The organism is Streptomyces sp. NPDC012827, assembly GCF_042900905.1.
GTDB lineage: Bacteria > Actinomycetota > Actinomycetes > Streptomycetales > Streptomycetaceae > Streptomyces > Streptomyces gulbargensis.
The window spans coordinates 73,804-95,571 of record NZ_JBIBBY010000009.1; the positions used below are offsets into that span (position 1 = coordinate 73,804).

A 21,768-nucleotide genomic window follows, 5' to 3' on the forward strand; every position below is an offset into this window, starting at 1 on the left:
ATGACGAAGCCATCCCTCCCCGACCTCCTCCACGCCGCCGTCTCCGCCGTCGGCGGCACGGAGCGGCCCGGCCAGGTCGCCATGGCCGAGGCCGTGGCCGAGGCCATCGACGACAACTCCCACCTCCTCGTCCAGGCCGGCACCGGTACGGGAAAGTCGCTCGGCTATCTCGTTCCGGCCCTGGCCCACGGGGAGCGCGTCGTGGTGGCCACGGCCACCCTGGCGCTCCAGCGCCAGCTCGTGGAGCGCGACCTGCCGCGGACGGTCGAGGCGCTGCACCCGCAGCTGCGCCGCCGGCCGCAGTTCGCCATGCTCAAGGGGCGGTCGAACTACCTCTGCCTGCACCGCCTCCACGAGGGCGTCCCGCAGGACGAGGAGGACGGCCTCTTCGACCCCTTCGAGGCGGCGGCGCCCAGCAGCAAGCTGGGGCAGGACCTGCTGCGGCTGCGGGACTGGTCGGACGAGACGGAGACCGGTGACCGGGACGACCTCACGCCCGGCGTCTCCGACCGCGCCTGGGCCCAGGTCTCCGTCTCCTCGCGTGAGTGCCTGGGCGCGAGCAAGTGCGCGTACGGGGCGGAGTGCTTCGCCGAGTCGGCCCGTGAGCGGGCCAAGCTCGCGGACGTCGTGGTGACCAATCACGCCCTCCTCGCCATCGACGCCATCGAGGGCGCGCCCGTACTGCCGCAGCACGAGGTGCTGATCGTCGACGAGGCCCACGAGCTGGTCTCCCGCGTGACCGGGGTCGCCACCGGCGAACTCACCCCCGGCCAGGTCAACCGCGCCGTGCGCCGGGCGGCCAAGCTCGTGGACGAGAAGACCGCCGACCAGCTCCAGACCGCCGCGGAGGGCTTCGAGCGGGTCATGGAGCTGGCGCTGCCGGGCCGCCTGGAGAATATTCCGGAGGACCTGGCGTACGCGCTGATGGCGCTGCGTGACGCGGCCCGTGCCGTGATCACCGCGCTGGGCAACACCCGGGACCGGTCGGTGCAGGACGAGGACGCGGTCCGCAAGCAGGCCATGGCCTCCGTGGAGACCGTCCACGGCGTCGCGGAGCGGATCACCCAGGGCTCCGAGTACGACGTCGTCTGGTACGAGCGCCACGACCGCTTCGGCGCCTCGCTGCGGGTGGCGCCGCTGACCGTCTCCGGTCTGCTGCGCGAGAAGCTGTTCTCCGAGCGCTCGGTGGTGCTGGCCTCGGCCACCCTGAAGCTGGGCGGCGACTTCAACGGCGTGGGGGCCTCGCTCGGCCTCGCCCCCGAGGGCACCACGGGGGACGACCTGCCGGTGTGGAAGGGGCTCGACGTCGGTTCGCCGTTCGACTATCCGAAGCAGGGCATCCTGTACGTCGCCAAGCACCTGGCCCGCCCGGCGCGCGACGGGGACCGGGGCGACATGATCGACGAGCTGTGCGAGCTGATGCAGGCGGCCGGCGGCCGTACGCTCGGGCTGTTCTCCTCGATGCGGGCGGCCCAGCTGGCGGCCGAGGAGCTGCGGGGGCGGATTCCCGAGCTGCCGATCCTGCTCCAGGGCGAGGACACCCTGGGCGAGCTGATCAAGAACTTCGCGGCCGACCCGCGGACCTGTCTCTTCGGCACGCTCTCCCTCTGGCAGGGCGTGGACGTGCCGGGCCCGAGCTGCCAGCTGGTCGTCATGGACAAGATCCCGTTCCCGCGGCCGGACGACCCGCTGATGAGCGCGCGGCAGAAGGCGGTCGAGGAGGCGGGCGGCAACGGCTTCATGGCGGTGGCGGCCACGCACGCGGCCCTGTTGATGGCCCAGGGCGCGGGGCGGCTCGTCCGGGCCACGGGCGACCGGGGCGTGGTGGCGGTTCTCGACCCCCGGCTGGCCACCGCCCGCTACGGCAGCTACCTCAAGGCCTCGATGCCAGACTTCTGGTACACGACGGACCGCAATCAGGTGCGGAAGTCGCTGGCGGCGATCGACGCCGCGTCGGCGGCGGCCGGCGTCTGACGGTCCGGGGTCCCGTCGCTCTCGCCCACCGGGCGGCGGGGAGGGCCCGTGGTGCGTGCCGGGAAAACAGCGGGCCCCGGGACCGGCGCAGTGGGTCCCGGGGCCCGGCCAGAGCCGGCGAGAGGGGTCACACCCGCCGGAGCACCGCCACGACCTTGCCAAGGATGGTCGCCTCGTCACCGGGGATGGGCTGGTACGCGGCGTTGTGCGGCAGCAGCCACACGTGGCCGTCCTCGCGCTTGAAACGCTTGACCGTGGCCTCGCCGTCGAGCATGGCGGCGACGATGTCTCCGTTCTCGGCGACGGGCTGGCGGCGGACCGTGACCCAGTCGCCGTCACAGATGGCCGCTTCGATCATCGAGTCGCCGACGACCTTGAGCACGAAGAGTTCGCCGTCGCCGACCAGCTGCCGGGGGAGGGGGAAGACGTCCTCGACGGACTCCTCGGCCAGGATGGGGCCACCGGCGGCGATCCGGCCCACCAGGGGGACGTAGGAGGCCGCGGGCTTGCCGGTGGTGTCCGTCGGCTGGGTGCTGGGCTGGTCGGAGCCGCGGACCTCGTACGCCCGGGGCCGGTGCGGGTCGCGGCGGAGGAAGCCCTTGCGCTCCAGCGCCATCAGCTGGTGAGCCACCGACGAGGTGCTGGAGAGGCCCACCGCCTGGCCGATCTCGCGCATGGAGGGCGGGTAGCCCCGCCGCTGGACCGAGTCGCGGATGACCTCGATGACCCGGCGCTGCCGGTCGGTGAGGCCGGAGCTGTCGGCCCTGATGCCTGGGGGTCGTCCGGGGAGGGCGCGGGCGGGTCGCCCGGGCTCCTCACCGTTCATGGATGTGTCGTTCATCGCGTGCACCGGCTCGAGTCGGCCCTGGGAGCGGTCCTGGGCGGTGATGGTGGCACTGTCTGCGGTGGTGGTCACGTCGTCGGCCCCTCTCGAATGGTCTCCCTGGCTGGCACAACGGTAGTAGCTTTCGAAAGGTTGCGCCAAACACACGTTCGAGTGAAAATCCGCAGATTGCCTTACGCCTGCCCATGGGGAGGTGTATGTGCCCCCGCGCTCGCGGCTCGATCAGGCCCTTACGGTAGCCTTCCCGGCTGGGTCCGCGCCCCCTCGGCGCCGGCCCGGTCCCGCATCGACGACCCCCTCCCGCGCGCTCCGTGCCGCCGCGACACGCTGGGGGTGTCGAAGCACCCCCAACCCAAGATCTAGTGGTTGGATGGCACTGGCCGCCCAGGGATAGTGGTCCCGGTCTTCCGGGGCCCCTCGCATCGCCTATGCTGGTGGTCGCTTCGCGGGGCCCTTGACGGGGTGGCGCGAGGCTTGTCAGTCGTGCCAAGAAGGAGGGTCGGAACCAATGCACTGCCCCTTCTGCAGGCACCCCGACAGCCGGGTCGTCGACAGTCGCACCACCGACGACGGCACGTCGATCCGACGCCGCCGCCAGTGCCCCGACTGCTCCCGCCGTTTCACGACGGTGGAGACGTGCTCGCTCATGGTGGTGAAGCGGTCCGGTGTCACCGAGCCCTTCAGTCGTACCAAGGTCATCTCCGGCGTCCGCAAGGCCTGCCAGGGGCGACCGGTCACCGAGGACGCCCTCGCCAAGCTCGGCCAGCGGGTCGAGGAGGCGGTGCGCGCCACCGGGAGCGCCGAGCTGACCACCCACGACGTGGGGCTGGCCATTCTCGGCCCGCTGCAGGAGCTCGACCTCGTCGCGTACCTGCGCTTCGCGTCCGTGTACAAGGCTTTCGACAGCCTCGAAGACTTCGAGGCCGCCATCGCGGAACTCCGCGAGCGGCCTCCCGCTGAGAACCGTGGGACCGGCGCGACCCCTGGGGTCCCCGTTCCCGCCACCCCCGCCGACTGACGGCGGGCCGGGCCGACGAGGGCCCGCCACCGGCCGCCGCGCGGCCGTGGACAGACGTGCCCCGAGCGCCCCGACCGGCGCTCGTGGCTCCAGCAGTACAGATGGCAGTACAGAAGACGGTGCCTTGGGATTATCTGGGCGCCAAAGGGTGTTTTGCCCGTATATGGGAGGCGGCATGACAGAGACGGCGAGCGGCCCGGCACGTGGTTCCCGCACCAAGGGGACCAAGGCGGCGAGCAAGGGCCTGCGGATCGAGCGCATCCACACCACCCCCGGCGTACATCCGTACGACGAGGTGAACTGGGAGCGCCGTGACGTCGTCATGACCAACTGGCGCGACGGCTCGATCAACTTCGAGCAGCGTGGCGTCGAGTTCCCCGACTTCTGGTCGGTGAACGCGGTCAACATCGTCACCAGCAAGTACTTCCGCGGGGCCGTCGGCACCCCGCAGCGCGAGACCGGTCTGAAGCAGCTCATCGACCGCATCGTGAAGACCTACACCAAGGCCGGCGAGGACTACGGCTACTTCGCCTCGCCCGCCGACGCCGAGATCTTCGAGCACGAGCTGGCCTACGCCCTCCTGCACCAGATCTTCAGCTTCAACTCGCCGGTCTGGTTCAACGTCGGCACGCCGCAGCCCCAGCAGGTCTCCGCCTGCTTCATCCTGTCCGTCGACGACTCCATGGAGTCGATCCTCGACTGGTACAAGGAAGAGGGCATGATCTTCAAGGGCGGCTCCGGCGCCGGCCTGAACCTCTCCCGCATCCGCTCCTCCAAGGAGCTCCTCTCCTCCGGCGGCAACGCCTCGGGTCCCGTCTCCTTCATGCGCGGTGCCGACGCCTCCGCCGGAACGATCAAGTCGGGCGGCGCCACCCGCCGGGCCGCCAAGATGGTCATCCTCGACGTCGACCACCCCGACATCGAGGACTTCATCGAGACCAAGGTCAAGGAGGAGGAGAAGATCCGCGCGCTGCGCGACGCGGGCTTCGACATGGACCTGGGCGGCGACGACATCACGTCCGTCCAGTACCAGAACGCCAACAACTCCGTCCGCGTGAACGACGAGTTCATGAAGGCCGTCGAGTCCGGCGGGAAGTTCGGCCTGCGCGCCCGCATGACCGGCGAGGTCATCGAGGAGGTCGACGCCAAGGCCCTCTTCCGCAAGATGGCCGAGGCCGCCTGGGCCTGCGCCGACCCGGGCATCCAGTACGACGACACGATCAACCACTGGCACACCTGCCCCGAGTCCGGCCGCATCAACGGCTCGAACCCGTGCAGCGAGTACATGCACTTGGACAACACGTCCTGCAACCTCGCCTCGCTGAACCTGATGAAGTTCCTCAAGGACGACGGCAAGGGCAACCAGTCCTTCGACGTCGAGCGCTTCGCCAAGGTCGTCGAGCTCGTCATCACCGCGATGGACATCTCCATCTGCTTCGCCGACTTCCCCACCGAGAAGATCGGCGAGAACACCCGCGCCTTCCGCCAGCTCGGCATCGGCTACGCCAACCTCGGCGCCCTGCTGATGGCGACCGGCCACGCGTACGACTCCGACGGCGGCCGCGCCCTCGCCGGCTCCATCACCTCCCTGATGACCGGCACCTCCTACCGGCGCTCCGCCGAGCTCGCCGCGGTGGTCGGCCCGTACGACGGCTACGCCCGCAACGCCGAGCCGCACCAGCGCGTCATGAAGCAGCACGCCGACGCCAACGACAAGGCCGTCCGCGTGGACGACCTGGACACCCCGATCTGGGCCGCCGCCACGGAGGCCTGGCAGGACGTGATCCGCCTCGGCGCCAAGAACGGCTTCCGCAACTCCCAGGCCTCGGTCATCGCCCCCACCGGCACCATCGGTCTCGCGATGTCCTGCGACACCACCGGTCTGGAGCCCGACCTCGCCCTGGTCAAGTTCAAGAAGCTCGTCGGCGGCGGCTCGATGCAGATCGTCAACGGCACCGTCCCGCAGGCCCTGCGCCGCCTGGGCTACCAGGAGGAGCAGATCGAGGCGATCGTCGCCCACATCGCCGAGCACGGCAACGTGATCGACGCCCCCGGCCTGAAGACCGAGCACTACGAGGTCTTCGACTGCGCCATGGGCGAGCGCTCCATCTCCGCGATGGGCCACGTCCGCATGATGGCCGCCATCCAGCCCTGGATCTCGGGCGCCCTGTCCAAGACGGTCAACATGCCGGAGACGGCGACCGTCGAGGAGGTCGAGGAGATCTACTTCGAGGCCTGGAAGATGGGCGTCAAGGCGCTCGCCATCTACCGCGACAACTGCAAGGTCGGCCAGCCGCTCTCCGCCAAGAAGAAGGACGACGAGAAGGCCGAGGTCACCGCGAAGTCCGAGGCGACGATCCGCGAGGCCGTCGAGAAGGTCGTCGAGTACCGCCCCGTCCGCAAGCGCCTCCCCAAGGGCCGCCCGGGGATCACCACCTCCTTCACCGTCGGTGGCGCCGAGGGCTACATGACCGCCAACTCCTACCCGGACGACGGTCTCGGCGAGGTCTTCCTGAAGATGTCCAAGCAGGGTTCGACGCTCGCGGGCATGATGGACGCCTTCTCCATCGCCGTCTCCGTCGGCCTCCAGTACGGCGTCCCGCTGGAGACCTACGTCTCGAAGTTCACCAACATGCGCTTCGAGCCGGCCGGCATGACGGACGACCCGGACGTGCGGATGGCGCAGTCGATCGTCGACTACATCTTCCGCCGCCTGGCGCTCGACTTCCTCCCCTTCGAGACCCGCTCCGCCCTCGGCATCCACTCGGCCGAGGAGCGCCAGCGCCACCTGGAGACCGGTTCGTACGAGCCGGCGGAGGAGGACGTGGACGTCGAGGGCCTGGCCCAGTCCGCGCCCCTCGCCCAGGAGCTGAAGGCCGTCGCCGCCCCGGCCGCCCCCAAGGCCGAGGTGCCCGCCCCGAAGCAGGCCCACACCTCCGCGGAGCTCGTGGAGATGCAGCTCGGCATCAGTGCCGACGCTCCGCTCTGCTTCTCCTGCGGTACGAAGATGCAGCGGGCCGGCTCCTGCTACATCTGCGAGGGCTGCGGCTCCACCAGCGGCTGCAGCTGATCCGCCCGTAGGTGAGTGAAGGGGCGCCGGCCCTCGGCCGGCGCCCCTTCCGCCGTGTCACCGCCCCCGTCCGTACGGCGGCCCGGCGGAGGGACGGGTCAGGCGCGGGCCGCTCCGAGGACGGCGGCGAACTCGCCCGGGTCCGCGTCGAAGCCCCGGCGCAGCGGCCGGTACGACCAGCCGTCCGTACCGTCCCGCGTGAACTCCACGACCGTCGCCGACCGGGCCTCGGCGAACTCGGCGAAGTCGTGCGCCAGGAGCTCGGTGTACCCCTCGCTCACCCGCACGCCCGCGCCGGTGACGCCGGCGAACGTGAGCCGCCCGCCGCCCTGCTGTATCGCCACACCCACCACCACGCGCGTGTAGCGCGGCGCCAGCCGCTCCAGCTCCAGCGTCATCGCCTCGTCGTAGCCGAAACCCTGCCCCGTACGGCTGTCGCGGTGAAGGGTGATCGTGCCGTCCGGCGACCGGCTGCCGAAGTGCACCAGATAATCCGGCGTCCCGTACGGATCGTCCGCCGTGAAGACCCCGGCGATCAGATCCAGGTCGTGCGCCGGCGCACCGGCCCGCGCCGGATCCCACCGGAGCGTCACCTCGATCTTGCCGACCCCCTTGTTGAGCCCGCTCACGATGCCTCCCCTCCCACCCGCGCCGCCGCGGGTGGCTCTCACGAACCCTCGCCCCACTCGAATGCCCCGGGGCGGGGGCTTCTCCGTTCATGGTGTCACGGGGGTCCGACAGAACGCCGGGGCTGGTGGCGGAGATTGACCCTCCGAAAGGCCGAGCAGCCGGATCTCGACGTTCGAATGGCGTGATCCGAGAGGGTCTGCCGGGGTGTGCCCCGGAGCCGTACGATGGCGCGGTGCTGGTCAAGTGGATTCGCTGCACCGTGGTGGACCGTCGCGGTTTCGAGCGGGGGCAGCGGAAATGGGCGGGGCTGCTCGGCGAACCGGGGTTCCGGGGGCAGGGCGGCGGCTGGAGCCGGTCGCGGCCGGATGTCGCCCATGTCTTCGCGTTCTGGGAGAGCCGCGCCTTCTACGACTCCTTCATGGCCCGCTCCCACGACCGGCTGGCGGCGACGCAGGCCGGCACCTTCAAGGACGGGCAGGTCAAGCTGTTCGACCACCGATTCGACGTGAAGACGGGCTTCGAGCCCCGCTTCGCCGACGCCGACGTCGCACGTGTGGCCCACTGCCGGATCCACCCGGAACGGGCGGAGCACTTCGCCCTCATGCAGGAGAAGGTGTGGAATCCGGCCATGGCCGGCTCGCCCGGCATGCTGAGGGGCCTCTTCGGTGAGGCGCCGGGCAACGAGTTCCTCGTGCTGTCGCTGTGGGAATCGGCCGCCGAGCACGGCAAGTACCGGGCGGAGCGGGTGGAGCGGCTCGGCCTGCGGGCCCGGACGGAGGCCGACGTGGCCGCGCTGACCGGCGACGTGGTGCGCCTGGAACCGTCCTGGACGGTCTGACCGAGCCGGTCGGACAGCGGCCCTCTAGGGTCGGGGTATGGCACGACCGCGGCGCATCGTTCTCGTACGGCACGGAGAATCGGAGGGCAATGCCGATGACACGGTGTACGAAAGGGAGCCGGACCACGCCCTGCGGCTGACCCCGGCCGGGCTGCGGCAGGCCGAGGAGACGGGGGAGTGGCTCAGGGACCTCTTCGGCGAGGAGCGGGTGAGCGTCTACGTCTCGCCGTACCGCCGCACCCACGAGACCCTCCAGGCCTTCCGCCTCCCCGCCGACCGGGTGCGGGTGCGCGAGGAGCCGCGCCTGCGGGAGCAGGACTGGGGGAACTGGCAGGACCACGAGGACGTACGCCTGCAGAAGGCCTACCGGGACGCCTACGGGCACTTCTTCTACCGCTTCGCGCAGGGCGAGTCCGGCGCCGATGTCTACGACCGGGTCGGGGCGTTCCTGGAGAGCCTCTACCGCAGCTTCGAGGCGCCCGACCACCCGCCCAACGTCCTGCTCGTCACCCACGGCCTGACCATGCGCCTCTTCTGCATGCGCTGGTTCCACTGGACGGTGGCCGAATTCGAGTCCCTGTCCAACCCGGGGAACGGCGAGACCCGGGTCCTCCTGCTCGGGGAGGACGGGAAGTACCGCCTGGACAGGCCTTTCGACCGCTGGCGTGCCCCGGAACCGTACGGATCCACCGGATAGAGTGGCTGCGCGATGACCGCTGACTCCTCACTCGACCGGCGCTTCGACCGCGCCCTGGCCAGCCTGCGCGGGCTGTCCGTGGGGGACGCCCTGGGCTCCCAGTTCTTCGTCCCCGCCCACTACCCCCTGCTGAAGGGGCGCGAGCTGCCCGCCGCGCCCTGGCAGTGGACCGACGACACCGAGATGGCCTGCTCCGTCCTGGCCGTGCTCGCCCGACACGGACGGATCGACCAGGACGCCCTGGCCGCCTCCTTCGCGGAACACCATGACTTCGACCGCGGCTACGGCCCCGCGGTCGACCGGATGCTCCGGCTGATCCGGGAGGGCGGTGACTGGCGCGAACTCGCCGCCGCCCTGTTCAAGGGCCAGGGCTCCTGGGGCAACGGCGCCGCCATGCGCATCGCCCCCCTCGGCGCCTGGTACGCGGACGATCCGGAGCAGGCGACGCACCAGGCCGAGATCTCCGCCTACACGACCCATCAGCACCGGGAGGCCGTGGTGGGCGCCATGGCGGTGGCCGCCGCCGCCGCGCTGGCCGCCGCCCCCGACGGTCCCCCCACCCCCGAGGCCCTGCTCGACGGAGTCGTCGCGCTCGTGCCGCGCAGCGCCGTGGGGGCCGGTCTGCGGCGCGCCCGCGACATGCTCGACTACGGCGACGCCACCACCGTCGCGGCCGTCCTGGGCAGCGGGCGGCGGACGAGCGCCCACGACACGGTGCCCTTCGCCCTCTGGTCCGCGGCGCGGTCCCTCGGAGACTTCGAAGAGGCCTTCTGGACGACGGCGCAGGTCGGCGGTGACGTCGACACCACCTGCGCGATCGCCGGCGGAGTCGTCGCGTCCACGAAGGCGGGCGCCCCTCCGGCGGCCTGGGTGGAGCGGACCGAAGCGCTCCCGGAGTGGCTGCCGCGCGGCGCCGCCTGACAAGGCAGGCCCGCCACCGGGAACCCTGGTGGACGAGCCCGCGGCGGGATCCGACCTGGAAAACATCCGCTCGTGATTCCGCGCGCCGCACCGACGTGCCGGGGCGTGCCCCGTCTCCCCGCCCGGCCGCGTCGGACGGGTGGCGTTCACGCCTGTGACCGAAGCGCCGCGCCGGGTCCTGACGGGAGGGGCCCGGCGGGGGAGTGACCACGCGGTTCCGGTGTCGTCGCGGCCCGACGAACCACCCGCCGGAGGTGTACGGGAGCGAAGGGCCGGCCGGCCGGACCGTCCCGCCGGCGCCGCGCGGTGACCTCCCCGGGCACGGCTCCCCGGGGCCTCTGCGACAGCCCCGTGAGCCGTGCGCGGGCGCCCGGAGGGAATCCGGGTGTCGCGGTCGGCCCCGGTCGGCGTAACCTGTGTGGCGCCATGCCGTACGAAGCCCCCACCCACACCGTCGAGCGATCGCTCCGAGCCACCACCGGCGCCAAGATCGTCGCCGGCGTCGACGAGGTCGGGCGCGGAGCATGGGCCGGTCCCGTCACCGTCTGCGCGGCCGTCACCGGTCTGCGCCGGGCGCCCACCGGGCTGACCGACTCCAAGCTGCTCACCCCGAAGCGCCGTACGGAGCTGGCGGCGGAGCTGGAGACCTGGGTCACGGCGTACGCGCTCGGCGACGCCTCCCCGGAGGAGATCGACGAACTCGGGATGACCGCCGCCCTGCGGCTCGCCGCCATCCGGGCCCTCGAAGGCCTGCCCGTGCGACCGGACGCGGTGATCCTCGACGGCAAGCACGACTACCTCGGAGCGCCGTGGCAGGTCCGTACGGTGATCAAGGGCGATCAGTCCTGTGTCGCCGTGGCCGCCGCCTCCGTCATCGCGAAGGTCCGGCGGGACGCCCTGATGGCCGAGCTGGAGGCCGAGTCCGCGGCCTGCGCGGGTTACGGCTTCGCCGCCAACGCGGGTTACCCCTCGCCGGTCCACAAGGCGGCGCTCGCGGAGCTGGGGCCCACCCCGTACCACCGGCTCTCCTGGTCGTATCTGGACGCCCTCCCGCGATGGCGCCACCTCAAGAAGGTCCGCCTCTCCGCCGAGGCGGCCGCGCTGGAGAGCGGGGGCCAACTCGGCTTCGACTTCTGAACTTTTGGCCGCGCGTCCCCCGGTGGGACGGTCACGCAGCCGGTGGGCCCCGTGTGCCCACCCGCCGCTGCCGCGTGCGGCGGCATTTGATAGACATCCACCCATGCCTCTCATCCCCGAGGAGCCTCAGATTCACGAGAGTGCCCAGGGTCCCCGCGCCACCACGGCCCCCGGCCGCCCCGCGCCGACCCCCCGTCCCGTACCCGGCCCGCGTTCCGCGGCCTCTCCACGTCCCGGCAGTCCGGTTCCCGGCCCTCCCAGGCCCACGCCGCCGGCGCCCCGTCCGAGCCCCGGCGCCGGACAGTCCCCGGCGAAGCCCGGGGAGAATCGTTCCGACAGCCGAACGGCCCCGCAGCTCCAGGTGATCCCGGCCCCGGCCGACGGCGCCCTCGACGCCGCCGAGGAGGCCGTGGACCTGCTCCTGGAGAGCGGTCGCACCCCCGGCGACGTCCTGGTGCTCACCACCGGCGACCCGCACCCGTGGACGGCGCACGAGCTGTCCTTCGGCGAGAACGCCTACTGGGCCCAGCAGGACGCCCGCGAGGACGTCTTCTTCGCCCAGGGCGCGTCCGTCGAGCGCGCGGCCACCCGGCCCGTGGTCGTCGTCGCCGTCAACGGCGGGGACGACGACCTGATCGCCCGGGTGCTCCCGGCGGCCAGGGCCCGCGCCGGCGCGCTCCTGGTCGTCTGCGGTGACCCGCAGCGGGTCACCGCGCTCCTCGGCGCCGGCGTCTGACCGCTACCCCCCGCCGGTCCGGGGCGCGCGTACGGTTCCGAGATCCGAAGGGCCGTGAGCACGCGGACGTGATCGCGTCCACGTGCGCAGGCCCGGCCTCGTCCGGGCCCGGTCGGATCGTGTGCGCCCCCGGTTCCGCCGGACATGACCGGCCCCGGCGGGGCCGGGTGGCGCCCCTCCGCCTCCGCCCGGACGCGGTGAGCGCGGTACGGATGAAGCCGTCGGTACGGTACGGGCGTCAGCGCGCCGCGGCCCACCGCAGGGGCTCGGACGCGCCGCCGGCGGTGCGCGGGGTGAGGCGGTCGCGTTCGGCCGGCTCCTCCCCGAGGGGGACCGGCTCGGAGTCGGAGCTCGGGCGACGGCCACCACGGCCCTCGCCGAGGACCTGCCACCCGCTCGTGGTCATGGTGATGTAGGCGCCGCAGCGGAGCCCGTGGAGCGTGCAGGCGTCCCGCAGGCCCCACATCCAGGCCCCGTCCTCCTCGGTCCAACGCTCGTCGCCGTCACGGCAGTAGAGCAGCACCGCCGTCCGCACGGGCGAGCGACGCCGCAGGTCGTGAGGGATGACCCGTCGCAGATGTGCCAGGAGGGCGTTCCTGAACTCCCAGCCGTCCGCCGGGGCGGGACGGCGGACGAACGAGGCGCTGGCGGCGAGCCGCTCCTCGTGGTCCAGGACCGCCACCACCGCGGTCGAGGGCGTGGGCCGGTGCCGCGAGTGCAGTCCGCTGACGACCTCACGGGGGTTGCGCAGCAGGGGAATTCCCGCCGCGGCCCACTCGGTCGGTTCGAGCATCCGAGCGAGGCGGCTGGCGGACCCGGACGACGATCTGATCGAAGTGGCTGTGGGCGGAGCGAATCCGAGGGTCACGGTCCTCCCTTCGGATACGCGCCCGCGGGGCGGGCGAGGTCGGGTGAGGGCGCACCACGGCACAGTCCTTCCAGGCCGCTGACGGGCCGTGCGGGGCGGTGTCCCAATTCTTGCCCGGCCCGAGCGGGGGCGGCAACGAGCAATTGAGACCGCTGACGGGAATGCGGCGGTATGACACTCATATCCCTGCCCAGTTGCCCAGTGTTCACTCCCCGTTCTCCCACCCGTTTCACCCCTGGACGGCGAGCACCAGTGGAAACACCCCTTCCGCTCCGGACCGACGCAGCAGGCGGGCCGCCACCGCCAACGTCCAGCCGCTGTCGGAGAGATCGTCGACCAGCAGGACGGGGCCCCCGGCGGCCGACACCCGTTCCGCCACCTCGGGCGGCACCGCGAGGGCCCGGTGCAGCCCGACCACCCGCTGGGCGCTGTTCGTCCGCGAGATCCGCAGATCCTCCGCCTCCGGCACGTACTCCACCGCGCCGAGGAGAGGCATGCGGCCGATCTCGGCGATCCGGCGACCGAGCGACCCGACCAGCTCCGGCTTGCGGTGCGAGGCCACCGTCACCACACCGGCCGGCCGCGCCGGCGCGTCCGGCGCACCGGACGCCCAACCCCCCGGCCCCTTGGCCCAATCGGCCAGAACGCTCACCACGGCCTGCACCACGTCGTCCGGCACCGGCGCGTCCGGAGTGCCGTCGGCGAGCAGCGGGCGCAGCCGGTTGCCCCAGCCGATGTCCGAGAGCCGTCCCAGCGCCCGCCCCGAGAAGGCCTGCTCGTCCGCCGGGATCCGGCCCTTCAGATCCACCCCCACCGCCGCCAGGCCCGTCGGCCACATCCTGCGCGGCTCGACCTCCACGCCCGGACGGCCCAGCTCACCCTTGGCCGCGTCCAGCGCCGCGCCGGACACCTTGGGATCGAAGCGCGCCCCCGCGCAGTTGTCGCAGCGACCGCACGGGGCGGCCTCCTCGTCGTCCAGCTGGCGCCGCAGGAACTCCATGCGGCAGCCGGTCGTCGCCGCGTAGTCCCGCATCGCCTGCTGCTCGGCCGCCCGCTGCCGGGCCACCCACGCGTACCGCTCCGTGTCGTACACCCACGGCCGGCCGGTGCTCTCCCAGCCGCCCTTCACCCGCCGTACCGCCCCGTCCACGTCGAGGACCTTGAGCATCGTCTCCAGGCGGGTTCTGCGCAGCTCGACCAGCGGCTCCAGGGCCGGCAGGGAGAGCGGCCGGCCGGCCTGCGCCAGCACGTCGAGCGTCCGGCGCACCTGCTCCTCGGGCGGGAAGGCGACCGAGGCGAAGTAGCGCCAGATCGCCTCGTCCTCCTGTCCGGGCAGCAGCAGCACCTCCGCGTGCTCCACCCCGCGGCCCGCACGTCCCACCTGCTGGTAGTAGGCGATCGGGGACGACGGCGAACCGAGGTGCACCACGAAGCCCAGATCCGGCTTGTCGAAGCCCATGCCGAGGGCCGAGGTCGCCACCAGCGCCTTGACCCGGTTGGCGAGCAGGTCGTCCTCCGCCTGCTGCCGGTCCGCGTTCTCCGTCCGGCCCGTGTAGGAGGCGACGGTGTGACCGCACTGACGCAGATACGCCGTGACCTCCTCGGCCGCCGCGACCGTCAGCGTGTAGATGATCCCGGACCCCGGAAGCTCTCCCAGGTGGTCCGCGAGCCAGGCGAGCCGGTGGGCCGCGTCCGGCAGCCCGATCACCCCGAGACTCAGGCTCTCCCGGTCCAGCGGCCCCCGCAGGACCAGGGCGTCCGTGCCCGCGCCGGTGCCGAGCTGCTCCGCCACGTCCGCCGTCACCCGGGCGTTCGCCGTCGCCGTCGTGGCGAGCACCGGAACCCCCGGCGGCAGATCCGCCAGCATCGTCCGCAGCCGGCGGTAGTCCGGCCGGAAGTCGTGCCCCCAGTCCGAGATGCAGTGCGCCTCGTCCACCACCAGCAGGCCCGTGGCGGCGGCGAGCCGGGGCAGCACCTGGTCGCGGAAATCCGGGTTGTTGAGCCGCTCGGGGCTCACCAGGAGGACGTCGACCTCCCCGGCCGCCACCTCCTGTTGAACCGTCTCCCACTCCTCCGTGTTCGACGAGTTGATCGTCCGGGCGCGGATGCCCGCCCTCGCCGCCGCCTCCACCTGATTGCGCATGAGCGCGAGCAGCGGGGAGACGATGACGGTGGGGCCGCTCCCGCGCTCACGGAGCAGCGAGGTCGCGACGAAGTACACCGCCGACTTGCCCCACCCGGTCCGCTGCACCACCAGCGCCCGGCGCCGGTCGGCGACCAGGGCCTCGATCGCCCGCCACTGGTCCTCGCGCAGTCTCGCCCTGCCGGTCGGGTCGGAGACGAGACGGGCGAGCACGGTGTCGGCGGCGGCGCGGAGCGCGGCCCGGTCTTCCAGGGGATCTGCGTGGGTCATGCCCCCATGCAACCCGATGGGTCGGACATCTCGCGAACGAGCGGCCCCACCTGTGGACAACTCCAGGGCCGGACGGATCACCCGGACCGGGAGTTATCCACAGGGGTTTCCGATTTCGGAAGATCACGAGACCGTCGTGACCATGAACGCGAACCACCACGAAATCACCGGTCCCACCCGTACCCAGCAGATCACCCTGCGCGGCCCGGCCGAGCTGGCCGACGCGCTCCCGTTCATGCTGGGCTTCCACCCGACCGACTCCGTCGTCCTGGCGGCACTCCACGGCGAGCACGGCCGCTTCGGCGGACGCGTCAGGCTCGGTATCCCCCGCTCGCCGCACGAATGGGAGGCCACCGCCGACCACCTGGCCGACACTCTGGTCGAAGGATGCGGCAGGCGCGGCGAACGGCCCGACGGCATCGTCGTCTTCCTGTGCCAGAACCCCGCCCCCGGCGAGACGGCCCGCCGTGTCATGGAGCGGCTGCGGCCCTTCGCGCAGCGTCTTCGGACCGCTTGCGGAGCCCTCGACATCCCCGTCTACGAAGCCCTGTGCATCTCCGACGGCCTCTACTTCTCCTACTGCTGTCCGGACTCCCGCTGCTGCCCGCCCGACGGGACGCCCCTCGCACTCAGCGGCACCTCGGTCATGGCCGCCGCCGCTACCTATGCCGGCATCCAGGTACGGGGCTCGCTGCGGGACATGCAGGCCCGGCTCAGGCCCGGGGGGTCCGCCGGTCAGGAGCGGCAGCGGGCCGCGCTCGACGCCGCGGCCGCCTCGATCGTCCCGCGGATCCTCGACGGAGCGGAGGAGGAGGGCCGGAAGGAGGTGCGGGAGACGACCCTGCGGCTGGCCCGGGACCTGCTCGGGAAGTTCACCCAGCCCGCCGGGGGGAGCGAGAAGCCGGGCGGTGTCGCGGGCACCGCCGAGGCCGACGCCATCGACGACGCCCTGGTCGGCACCGCCGAGGCGGCCGCCCTCATCATCGGCCTCCAGGACCGGACCACGCGGGACCAGGTCGCCGAATGGATGGAAGGCGCGGAAGGCCGGGCCGCACTGCGGCTCTGGCGAGTGCTCGCCCGGCGCTGTGTCGCCCCCTACCAGGAGCACGCCGCGGCGCCGCTGACCCTCGCGGGATGGACGGCCTGGTCCACCGGGGACGAACCCGCCGCGCGCGTCGCCCTCGGCCTGGCCCTGGAGGCCGACCCCGAGTACGTCTTCGCCCGGCTGCTGCACCAGGCCTGCAACGAGGGGCTGGATCCCGAGTCCCTCCGCGCCTGCCTCAGGAGCGAGCGGGACGCGCGGCTCGCGGGGGACCGGCCCGCTCCCGTCTCCGAGCGGACGGCGGAACAGGACTTGCGGACGGAGACGCCGGCCGCACCGGCCGTACCGGGGGCGGGCCGCACCGCCACCACCCGGCGCACCTCGGGAAAGCCGGGACGGAGGACCACCGCACCGGCCAAGGCCGCACCGCCGGCCGGTGTTCGGCCGGGCGGGAAGGCCAGGACCGGGCCGGCGGGCCGAGCCCCGCGTCCCGACGGCCGCCGCGGCAGCAGGAGCGGTGGATGACAACCGTGACCCGGGCGCCCGCGGACGCGTTCAAGACTGCGGCGGAGCCGTCCGAGCCGTGCCGCCGACGCCCCGCCGGCCGTCCGGTTCGCACAGAGAGCACCCCACACCCGCCATGGCCCTCCACCCTGTCCCGCCTCCCGGACACCCCACGGGCCCTCCCGCCGGCCCCAGCCCCACCCTCGCGGGCCTCACGCTCCCGCGCGGTGGAAGGGCGGGGGAGCTGCCGCCGGTCCACGACACGCTTCTCTGCGTCGCCCTGCCCGCCTTCACCGTCAACGCCCCGCACGGCCAGCTCAGCGGGCAGGGCCCGGAGGGGGTGTACCGGGAGGGCCGGAGGCTCCTCTCCCGCAGTGTTCTGCGGGTCGCCGGACGCGAACCCCTCGCCCTCCAGGGCCGTCTCGCCGGCGCCGACCGCGCCGTCTTCCACGGCGCCCTGCGCCTCCCCGGTGACCCCGGTCCTGACCCGGGCCTCCTCGTCGAGCGCACCCGCGACGCCGAGGGCACCGAGCGGATCGTCCTGCGCAGCACCGCCCCCCGCACCTGCCGCCTCCCGGTGGACATCACTCTGGGGACGGATCTCGCGGACCTGGGGGCGGTGGCGTCCGGACGGCCGGGACCCGAACGGCGCGCCAGTGTCCACGGCACGGGCCTGCGCTGGACGGACGACGGCGGACGCTCCGTCGCCGTCGCCGCGGACCCGCCGCCCATGGACGCGCTGGCGGTCACGGGGGTCCTGCGCTGGGAGTGCGAGCTGGCTCCCGGCAGCTCCTTCACGATCGTCCTGCGGGTGCGTGCCGAACGGGGGAGCGCCACCGCGGCGACCCCGACCGGCGGCACCGGGAGACCCGGAGGCCACCTCCTGGCGGAGGCCGTGGCCGAGGGCGACGACCCCCGCGCCGGCGAGCTCCTGCGGACCTCCGTCGGGGATCTGCGCGCCCTGCTCCAGCGCGACCCCGCCCACCCCGCGGACGTCCACCTCGCGGCAGGCGCCCCCTGGCGGTGCGGACCGGTCACCGCCGAAGCGCTGTGGGCCGCACGCATGGCCCTGCCGCTCGGCACCCGGCTCGTCGCGGGCACCCTCCGGGCCCTGGCCCGTGGGCAACTCACCGGGACCGGACCGGAATCCGGCCGGATCCCGGGCCCCCTCCGGGACGCGGGCCCGCACCTGCCGCCCCGCTGCACCGGCATCGAGGCCACCCTCGGCTTCCCCACCGTCCTCGCCGAGGCCCGCCGCTGGGGGCTCCCCGCGGCGGACCTCGAGGAGCTTCTGCCGGTGGCCGAACGGTGTCTCGGCTGGCTCCGCCGCGCCGCCGCGGCTGGTGGACTCGTTCCGGACCCCGGCCCCGCAGGGCCCTGGCGTGCCGAGACTCAGGCGCACGCCCACCGCGCCGCGCTGCTCGGCGCCGACCTGCTCGACGCCTGCGGCCTGCCCGGCGGGGACGACCTGCGGGACACCGCGGAGGTGCTGCGCGAGCGGTTCCGCCGGGAGCTCCGGCTCGACGACCCGGCGGGCGGCGGACCCGCGGCCGCCCGCACACCGGACGGCCGTACCTGGCCGCACACGGGCGGCTGGGCGGCCCACCTCCTCGACACCGGGCTGCTCGGCGGGGGGCGGTACGCGCCGGGCCTGCTGGACAGGGCGGCCACGGAGCAGGTCGCGCGGCTCCTGGGCAGCCCCGCGCTCGACTCCGGATGGGGACTGCGCAGCCTCGGCGACAAGGAACCCGGACACAATCCCCTCGGCCACCGGGCGGGCGCCGTCCGGGTGCACGACACCGCCGTCGCCGTGGCCGGGCTCGCCGCCACCGGCCACGAGAAGGAGGCCGCCTCCCTGCTGCGCGGACTCCTCGACGCCGCCGACTCCTTCGGGCACCGGCTGCCCGAGATGTACGGCGGGCACCGGCGGACGGCCGGGGCCCGGCCGGTGCCCCACCCCGCCGCCTGCCGGCCGGCCGCCGTCGCCGCGGCCGGGGCGGTGCACGCGCTCACCGCCCTCGCCGGGATCCGGCCCGACGCGCCCGGCGGAACGGTGTCGGTCCACCCGCAGGCCTCCGTGCCACTCGGCGCCATCCGGCTCTCCGGGCTCGTCGTCGCCGGCCGGCCCTTCGCCGTACGGGTCGGGCGCCTCGGTCTGGGAGTGGTCGAGGAGGCCGCGGAAGGCCTTCAGCTGGGGGTGTGACGGTACGCCCGGGGCGAGGACCGGGCGAGCCCGTGGCACGGCGGGAACCACGACGCAGTGGTCGGCACAGGGCGTGTTTATCGTCAGGAAGACGACTATGATCGCCGCATGCCTCCCTACGACCCGTCGGCCTTCCCGCCTTTCGCCGTCACCGTCGACCTGGTCGTGCTCACCGTGCGCCGTCACGCGCTCTGCACCCTGGTGGTCCGCCGCGGAGAGCCGCCGTTCCAGGGCAGCTGGGCCCTGCCCGGCGGATTCGTCCGCGCCGACGAGGACCTCGGCGCCGCCGCCGCGCGTGAGCTGCTCGAGGAGACGGGCCTGACCGCCTACGACCCGGCCGCGGCCGAACCCGTACCGGGCAACGGGGCGCACCTGGAGCAGCTGGCGACGTACGGAGCGCCCGACCGCGATCCGCGTATGCGGGTCGTCAGCGTCGCGCACCTGGCGCTCGCGCCGGACCTCCCCGCCCCGAGGGCGGGCGGCGACGCCAACAGTGCCCGCTGGGCCCCGGTCGAGGAGGTGCTCGGGCAGCGGAAGGCCGAGGACGACGAGGACGGCCCCTCCGGAGAACTCGCCTTCGACCACGGGCGGATCCTCGCGGACGGAGTGGAACGCGCCCGCTCCAAGATCGAGTACTCCTCCCTCGCCACCGCGTTCTGTCCGCCGGAGTTCACGGTCGGTGAGCTGCGCCGGGTGTACGAGGCGGTCTGGGGCGTGTCCCTCGATCCGCGCAACTTCCACCGGAAGGTGACGGGGACGCCCGGCTTCCTCGTCCCGGCCGGGGGCACCACCACCCGTCAGGGAGGGCGGCCCGCCCAGCTGTTCAGGGCGGGTGGTGCGACCCTGCTCAACCCGCCCATGCTGCGTCCGGAGGTCTGACGGAAGGCGGGACCGCCGCCCCACGGCCCCCACCCTGCACCAAAAGTCCGAAATGTAGCGTTATCTTGCTGCGGTAGCGCCGCCCTGCCGCGGAGCGGTGACGTCAACCGCGAGAGAAGCGATGCTCCAGGCCATCGGACTCACCAGCACCCCCCGCCGTGATCGCCCTCCGGCCGTGGACGACCTCAGCTTCGAGGCCCGCCCGGGTCGCGTGACCGCCCTCCTCGGCCCACCGGGCTCCGGCAGGACCACGGCCATCCGGCTCATGCTCGAGCTCGAACCGGGCCGCGGGATCACGTACTTCAGGGGCCGGCCACTGCACCGGATCGCCCATCCGGCACGCGAGGTCGGCGTCCTCCTCGGTGACGTCCCCGGGCACCCCTCCCGGACCCTGAGGAGCCAGCTGCGCATGCTCGGCGCGGCGGCCGGGACCCCGGCGGCGCGGGTGGACGAACTGATCCGCACCCTGGGGCTGGCCGAGTTCGAGGGCAGCCGCCTCGGCACCCTCCCGCGCGGTGCGGAACGCCGACTCGGCCTGGCGTGCGCCTTGTTGGGCGACCCGCACGCCCTGCTCCTCGACGAGCCGACGGCCGGTCTCTCCCCGGCCGAGGGTGCCTGGATCCACCGCCTCGTGCGGGCGCACGCGGAGGGCGGCGGGACGGTTCTCTACACCACCGGTGACCCCAGGGACGCCGCCAGGAACGCGGACCGGGTGGTGTCCCTGGTCGGCGGCCGGCCGGCCGCCGACCAGGACGTCACGGAGTTCGCCCGCACCAGGCTGCGCCCCCGGGTCGCCGTACGCACCCCGCACGCCGCCCGCCTCGCCGCGGCCCTGACCCAGGAGGCGAGGGCCGCCCGGCGCCCGGTCGAGGTGGTCGCGGAGTCCGGCAACCGCCTGTCCGTCTACGGCAGCGACTGCGCGGCGATCGGGGAGACGGCCTTCCGCCACGGCGTGCTCGTCCACCGGCTCACCGAGGAGACCGGCCCGGCCCCGGCGGCCGAGCTCGCCGGAGCCGAAGCCGCAGCCGGAGCCGGGTTCTCGGCCTCCTCGCCTCCCCGTCCTGCGCCCGCGGCCAGGCAGGCGTCCCGCGGACGCGACGCCCCCGCACCCGGGGCCGCCGCGCGCAGGCCCGCACGGTCGCCGCTGCGCCCGCTCCGGTACGAGGTCCGCCGGCTCGTCGGTGTGCCCGCCACCCTCCTCGTCCTGGCCGGCGCCCTCGCCGCCTCCGTCGTCTGCGCCCTGCTCCTCGGGCGCGGCGGCCGGACCGATCTACCGGCGGTGCTGGCCGGCTGGCCGGCGCTCTTTCCGCTGCCGCCGGCGGCCCTCGGGGCGGGGCTTCTCGGTGCCTTCTCCTTCGGGGAGGAGTACCGCTACCCCGCGCTCACCTCCGGGCGCGGCGCCGTGCCCCGCAGGCTCGGTCTGCTGCTGGCCAAACTGGCGGTGGCGGCGGTGGTCGCGGTCCTTCTCGGGACGGTGGTCGTGGCGGCCGACCTCGGGGCGCTGAGGCTGTTCTTCGGAGGCGAGTTGATTTCCGTGCCTTCGAACTGGCCGTCCATGAGCGCCCGTTGGCTGGGCCTGCTCGTCGGGTGCGCCTGGGCGGGAGTGCTCGGGGCGGGGGTGTTCCGGGCCGCCGCCGCAGGCGTGGCCGCCGTCCTCGCCGTTCCCGTCGCCTTCGTCCCGCTGTTGCAGAAGGTGCTCACGGGGCCCTCGGTCCGCTCGGCCGCCGGACTCCCCGCGCGGCTCCGTGAGTTCGCGGGCCCCCTGTGGCCTCCGGCCGTGGACCGCTGGCTGAAGGGGGTGCTGAGCGTGCTCGGACAGCCCTCGGGGGTGGCCCTCTCGCTCACCTTGACCGGTCTGCTCTGCGCATATGTGCTCACGGGGCTTCGCCGGAACGCCCGTTGGTGATCACTCCGGACGTGAAACCGTCCGAATCTTCGACAACTCCCGTGAGGGGTGCCGTTTATGTCCGGGTAATCGTCAATTGTGTAGCAGG

16 protein-coding genes are annotated in these 21,768 nt (G+C 73.4%); 12 read left to right on the top strand and 4 right to left on the bottom strand.

The window, feature by feature from the left end; genetic code table 11:
- Positions 1 to 1,974: an ATP-dependent DNA helicase gene (locus tag ACFY60_RS20555; protein WP_388612200.1), complete on the top strand. Its 1,974-nt coding sequence runs from the start codon at positions 1 to 3 to the stop codon at positions 1,972 to 1,974.
- A gap of 127 nt (positions 1,975 to 2,101) precedes the next feature.
- Here ACFY60_RS20555 and lexA read toward each other — a convergent pair whose 3' ends face one another.
- On the bottom strand, positions 2,102 to 2,890 hold the full coding sequence (lexA, locus tag ACFY60_RS20560; protein ID WP_209497163.1) for a transcriptional repressor LexA: 789 nt from the start codon (positions 2,888 to 2,890) through the stop codon (positions 2,102 to 2,104).
- A gap of 436 nt (positions 2,891 to 3,326) precedes the next feature.
- On the opposite strand from lexA, the gene nrdR reads away from it, so the two are divergent.
- Together nrdR and ACFY60_RS20570 are read left to right on the top strand one after the other, a co-directional pair.
- Positions 3,327 to 3,836: a transcriptional regulator NrdR gene (gene nrdR, locus ACFY60_RS20565; RefSeq protein ID WP_388612203.1), complete on the top strand. Its 510-nt coding sequence runs from the start codon at positions 3,327 to 3,329 to the stop codon at positions 3,834 to 3,836.
- 175 nt (positions 3,837 to 4,011) lie between these two features.
- Entirely contained in the window at positions 4,012 to 6,906 is a 2,895-nt protein-coding gene (locus ACFY60_RS20570; protein ID WP_388612205.1) for a vitamin B12-dependent ribonucleotide reductase, read from the top strand.
- A 98-nt stretch (positions 6,907 to 7,004) separates the two neighbouring features.
- Here ACFY60_RS20570 and ACFY60_RS20575 read toward each other — a convergent pair whose 3' ends face one another.
- Positions 7,005 to 7,535, bottom strand: a complete 531-nt coding sequence (locus ACFY60_RS20575; RefSeq protein WP_388612206.1) for a TerD family protein — start codon at positions 7,533 to 7,535, stop codon at positions 7,005 to 7,007.
- Between the two features lie 233 nt (positions 7,536 to 7,768).
- Between ACFY60_RS20575 and ACFY60_RS20580 the strand changes: the two genes are divergently transcribed.
- From ACFY60_RS20580 to ACFY60_RS20600, 5 genes are all read left to right on the top strand, one after another.
- Positions 7,769 to 8,374, top strand: a complete 606-nt coding sequence (locus ACFY60_RS20580) for a YdbC family protein (protein ID WP_388612208.1) — start codon at positions 7,769 to 7,771, stop codon at positions 8,372 to 8,374.
- Positions 8,375 to 8,411: 37 nt separating this feature from the next.
- The gene (locus ACFY60_RS20585; protein ID WP_388612210.1) at positions 8,412 to 9,071 is read left to right on the top strand and encodes a histidine phosphatase family protein; all 660 of its coding nucleotides are present in this window, start codon (positions 8,412 to 8,414) and stop codon (positions 9,069 to 9,071) included.
- Positions 9,072 to 9,083: 12 nt separating this feature from the next.
- Positions 9,084 to 9,992, top strand: a complete 909-nt coding sequence (locus ACFY60_RS20590; protein ID WP_388612212.1) for an ADP-ribosylglycohydrolase family protein — start codon at positions 9,084 to 9,086, stop codon at positions 9,990 to 9,992.
- A gap of 426 nt (positions 9,993 to 10,418) precedes the next feature.
- Positions 10,419 to 11,129, top strand: coding sequence for a ribonuclease HII (locus ACFY60_RS20595; protein ID WP_388612214.1), 711 nt, complete (start codon positions 10,419 to 10,421; stop codon positions 11,127 to 11,129).
- A 103-nt stretch (positions 11,130 to 11,232) separates the two neighbouring features.
- On the top strand, positions 11,233 to 11,865 hold the full coding sequence (locus ACFY60_RS20600) for a hypothetical protein (RefSeq protein ID WP_388612216.1): 633 nt from the start codon (positions 11,233 to 11,235) through the stop codon (positions 11,863 to 11,865).
- A gap of 238 nt (positions 11,866 to 12,103) precedes the next feature.
- Here the strand turns inward: ACFY60_RS20600 and ACFY60_RS20605 are convergent, their stop codons facing one another.
- Positions 12,104 to 12,733, bottom strand: a complete 630-nt coding sequence (locus ACFY60_RS20605; protein ID WP_388612217.1) for a hypothetical protein — start codon at positions 12,731 to 12,733, stop codon at positions 12,104 to 12,106.
- Between the two features lie 229 nt (positions 12,734 to 12,962).
- Positions 12,963 to 15,146 carry a RecQ family ATP-dependent DNA helicase gene (locus ACFY60_RS20610; protein WP_388612219.1) on the bottom strand — a complete coding sequence of 728 codons (2,184 nt, stop codon included), beginning with the start codon at positions 15,144 to 15,146 and terminating at the stop codon, positions 12,963 to 12,965.
- Between the two features lie 142 nt (positions 15,147 to 15,288).
- Here ACFY60_RS20610 and ACFY60_RS20615 point away from each other — a divergent pair, with 142 nt between their 5' ends.
- From ACFY60_RS20615 to ACFY60_RS20630, 4 genes are all read left to right on the top strand, one after another.
- Positions 15,289 to 16,713 carry a DUF4192 domain-containing protein gene (locus ACFY60_RS20615; protein ID WP_388612221.1) on the top strand — a complete coding sequence of 475 codons (1,425 nt, stop codon included), beginning with the start codon at positions 15,289 to 15,291 and terminating at the stop codon, positions 16,711 to 16,713.
- A 115-nt stretch (positions 16,714 to 16,828) separates the two neighbouring features.
- The gene (locus tag ACFY60_RS20620; protein ID WP_388612223.1) at positions 16,829 to 18,895 is read left to right on the top strand and encodes a glycogen debranching N-terminal domain-containing protein; all 2,067 of its coding nucleotides are present in this window, start codon (positions 16,829 to 16,831) and stop codon (positions 18,893 to 18,895) included.
- Between the two features lie 108 nt (positions 18,896 to 19,003).
- Complete coding sequence (locus ACFY60_RS20625; protein ID WP_388612225.1) at positions 19,004 to 19,774, top strand: NUDIX domain-containing protein; 771 nt, start codon at positions 19,004 to 19,006, stop codon at positions 19,772 to 19,774.
- 121 nt (positions 19,775 to 19,895) lie between these two features.
- On the top strand, positions 19,896 to 21,680 hold the full coding sequence (locus ACFY60_RS20630) for an ATP-binding cassette domain-containing protein (protein ID WP_388612226.1): 1,785 nt from the start codon (positions 19,896 to 19,898) through the stop codon (positions 21,678 to 21,680).
- Positions 21,681 to 21,768: the final 88 nt, after the last annotated feature.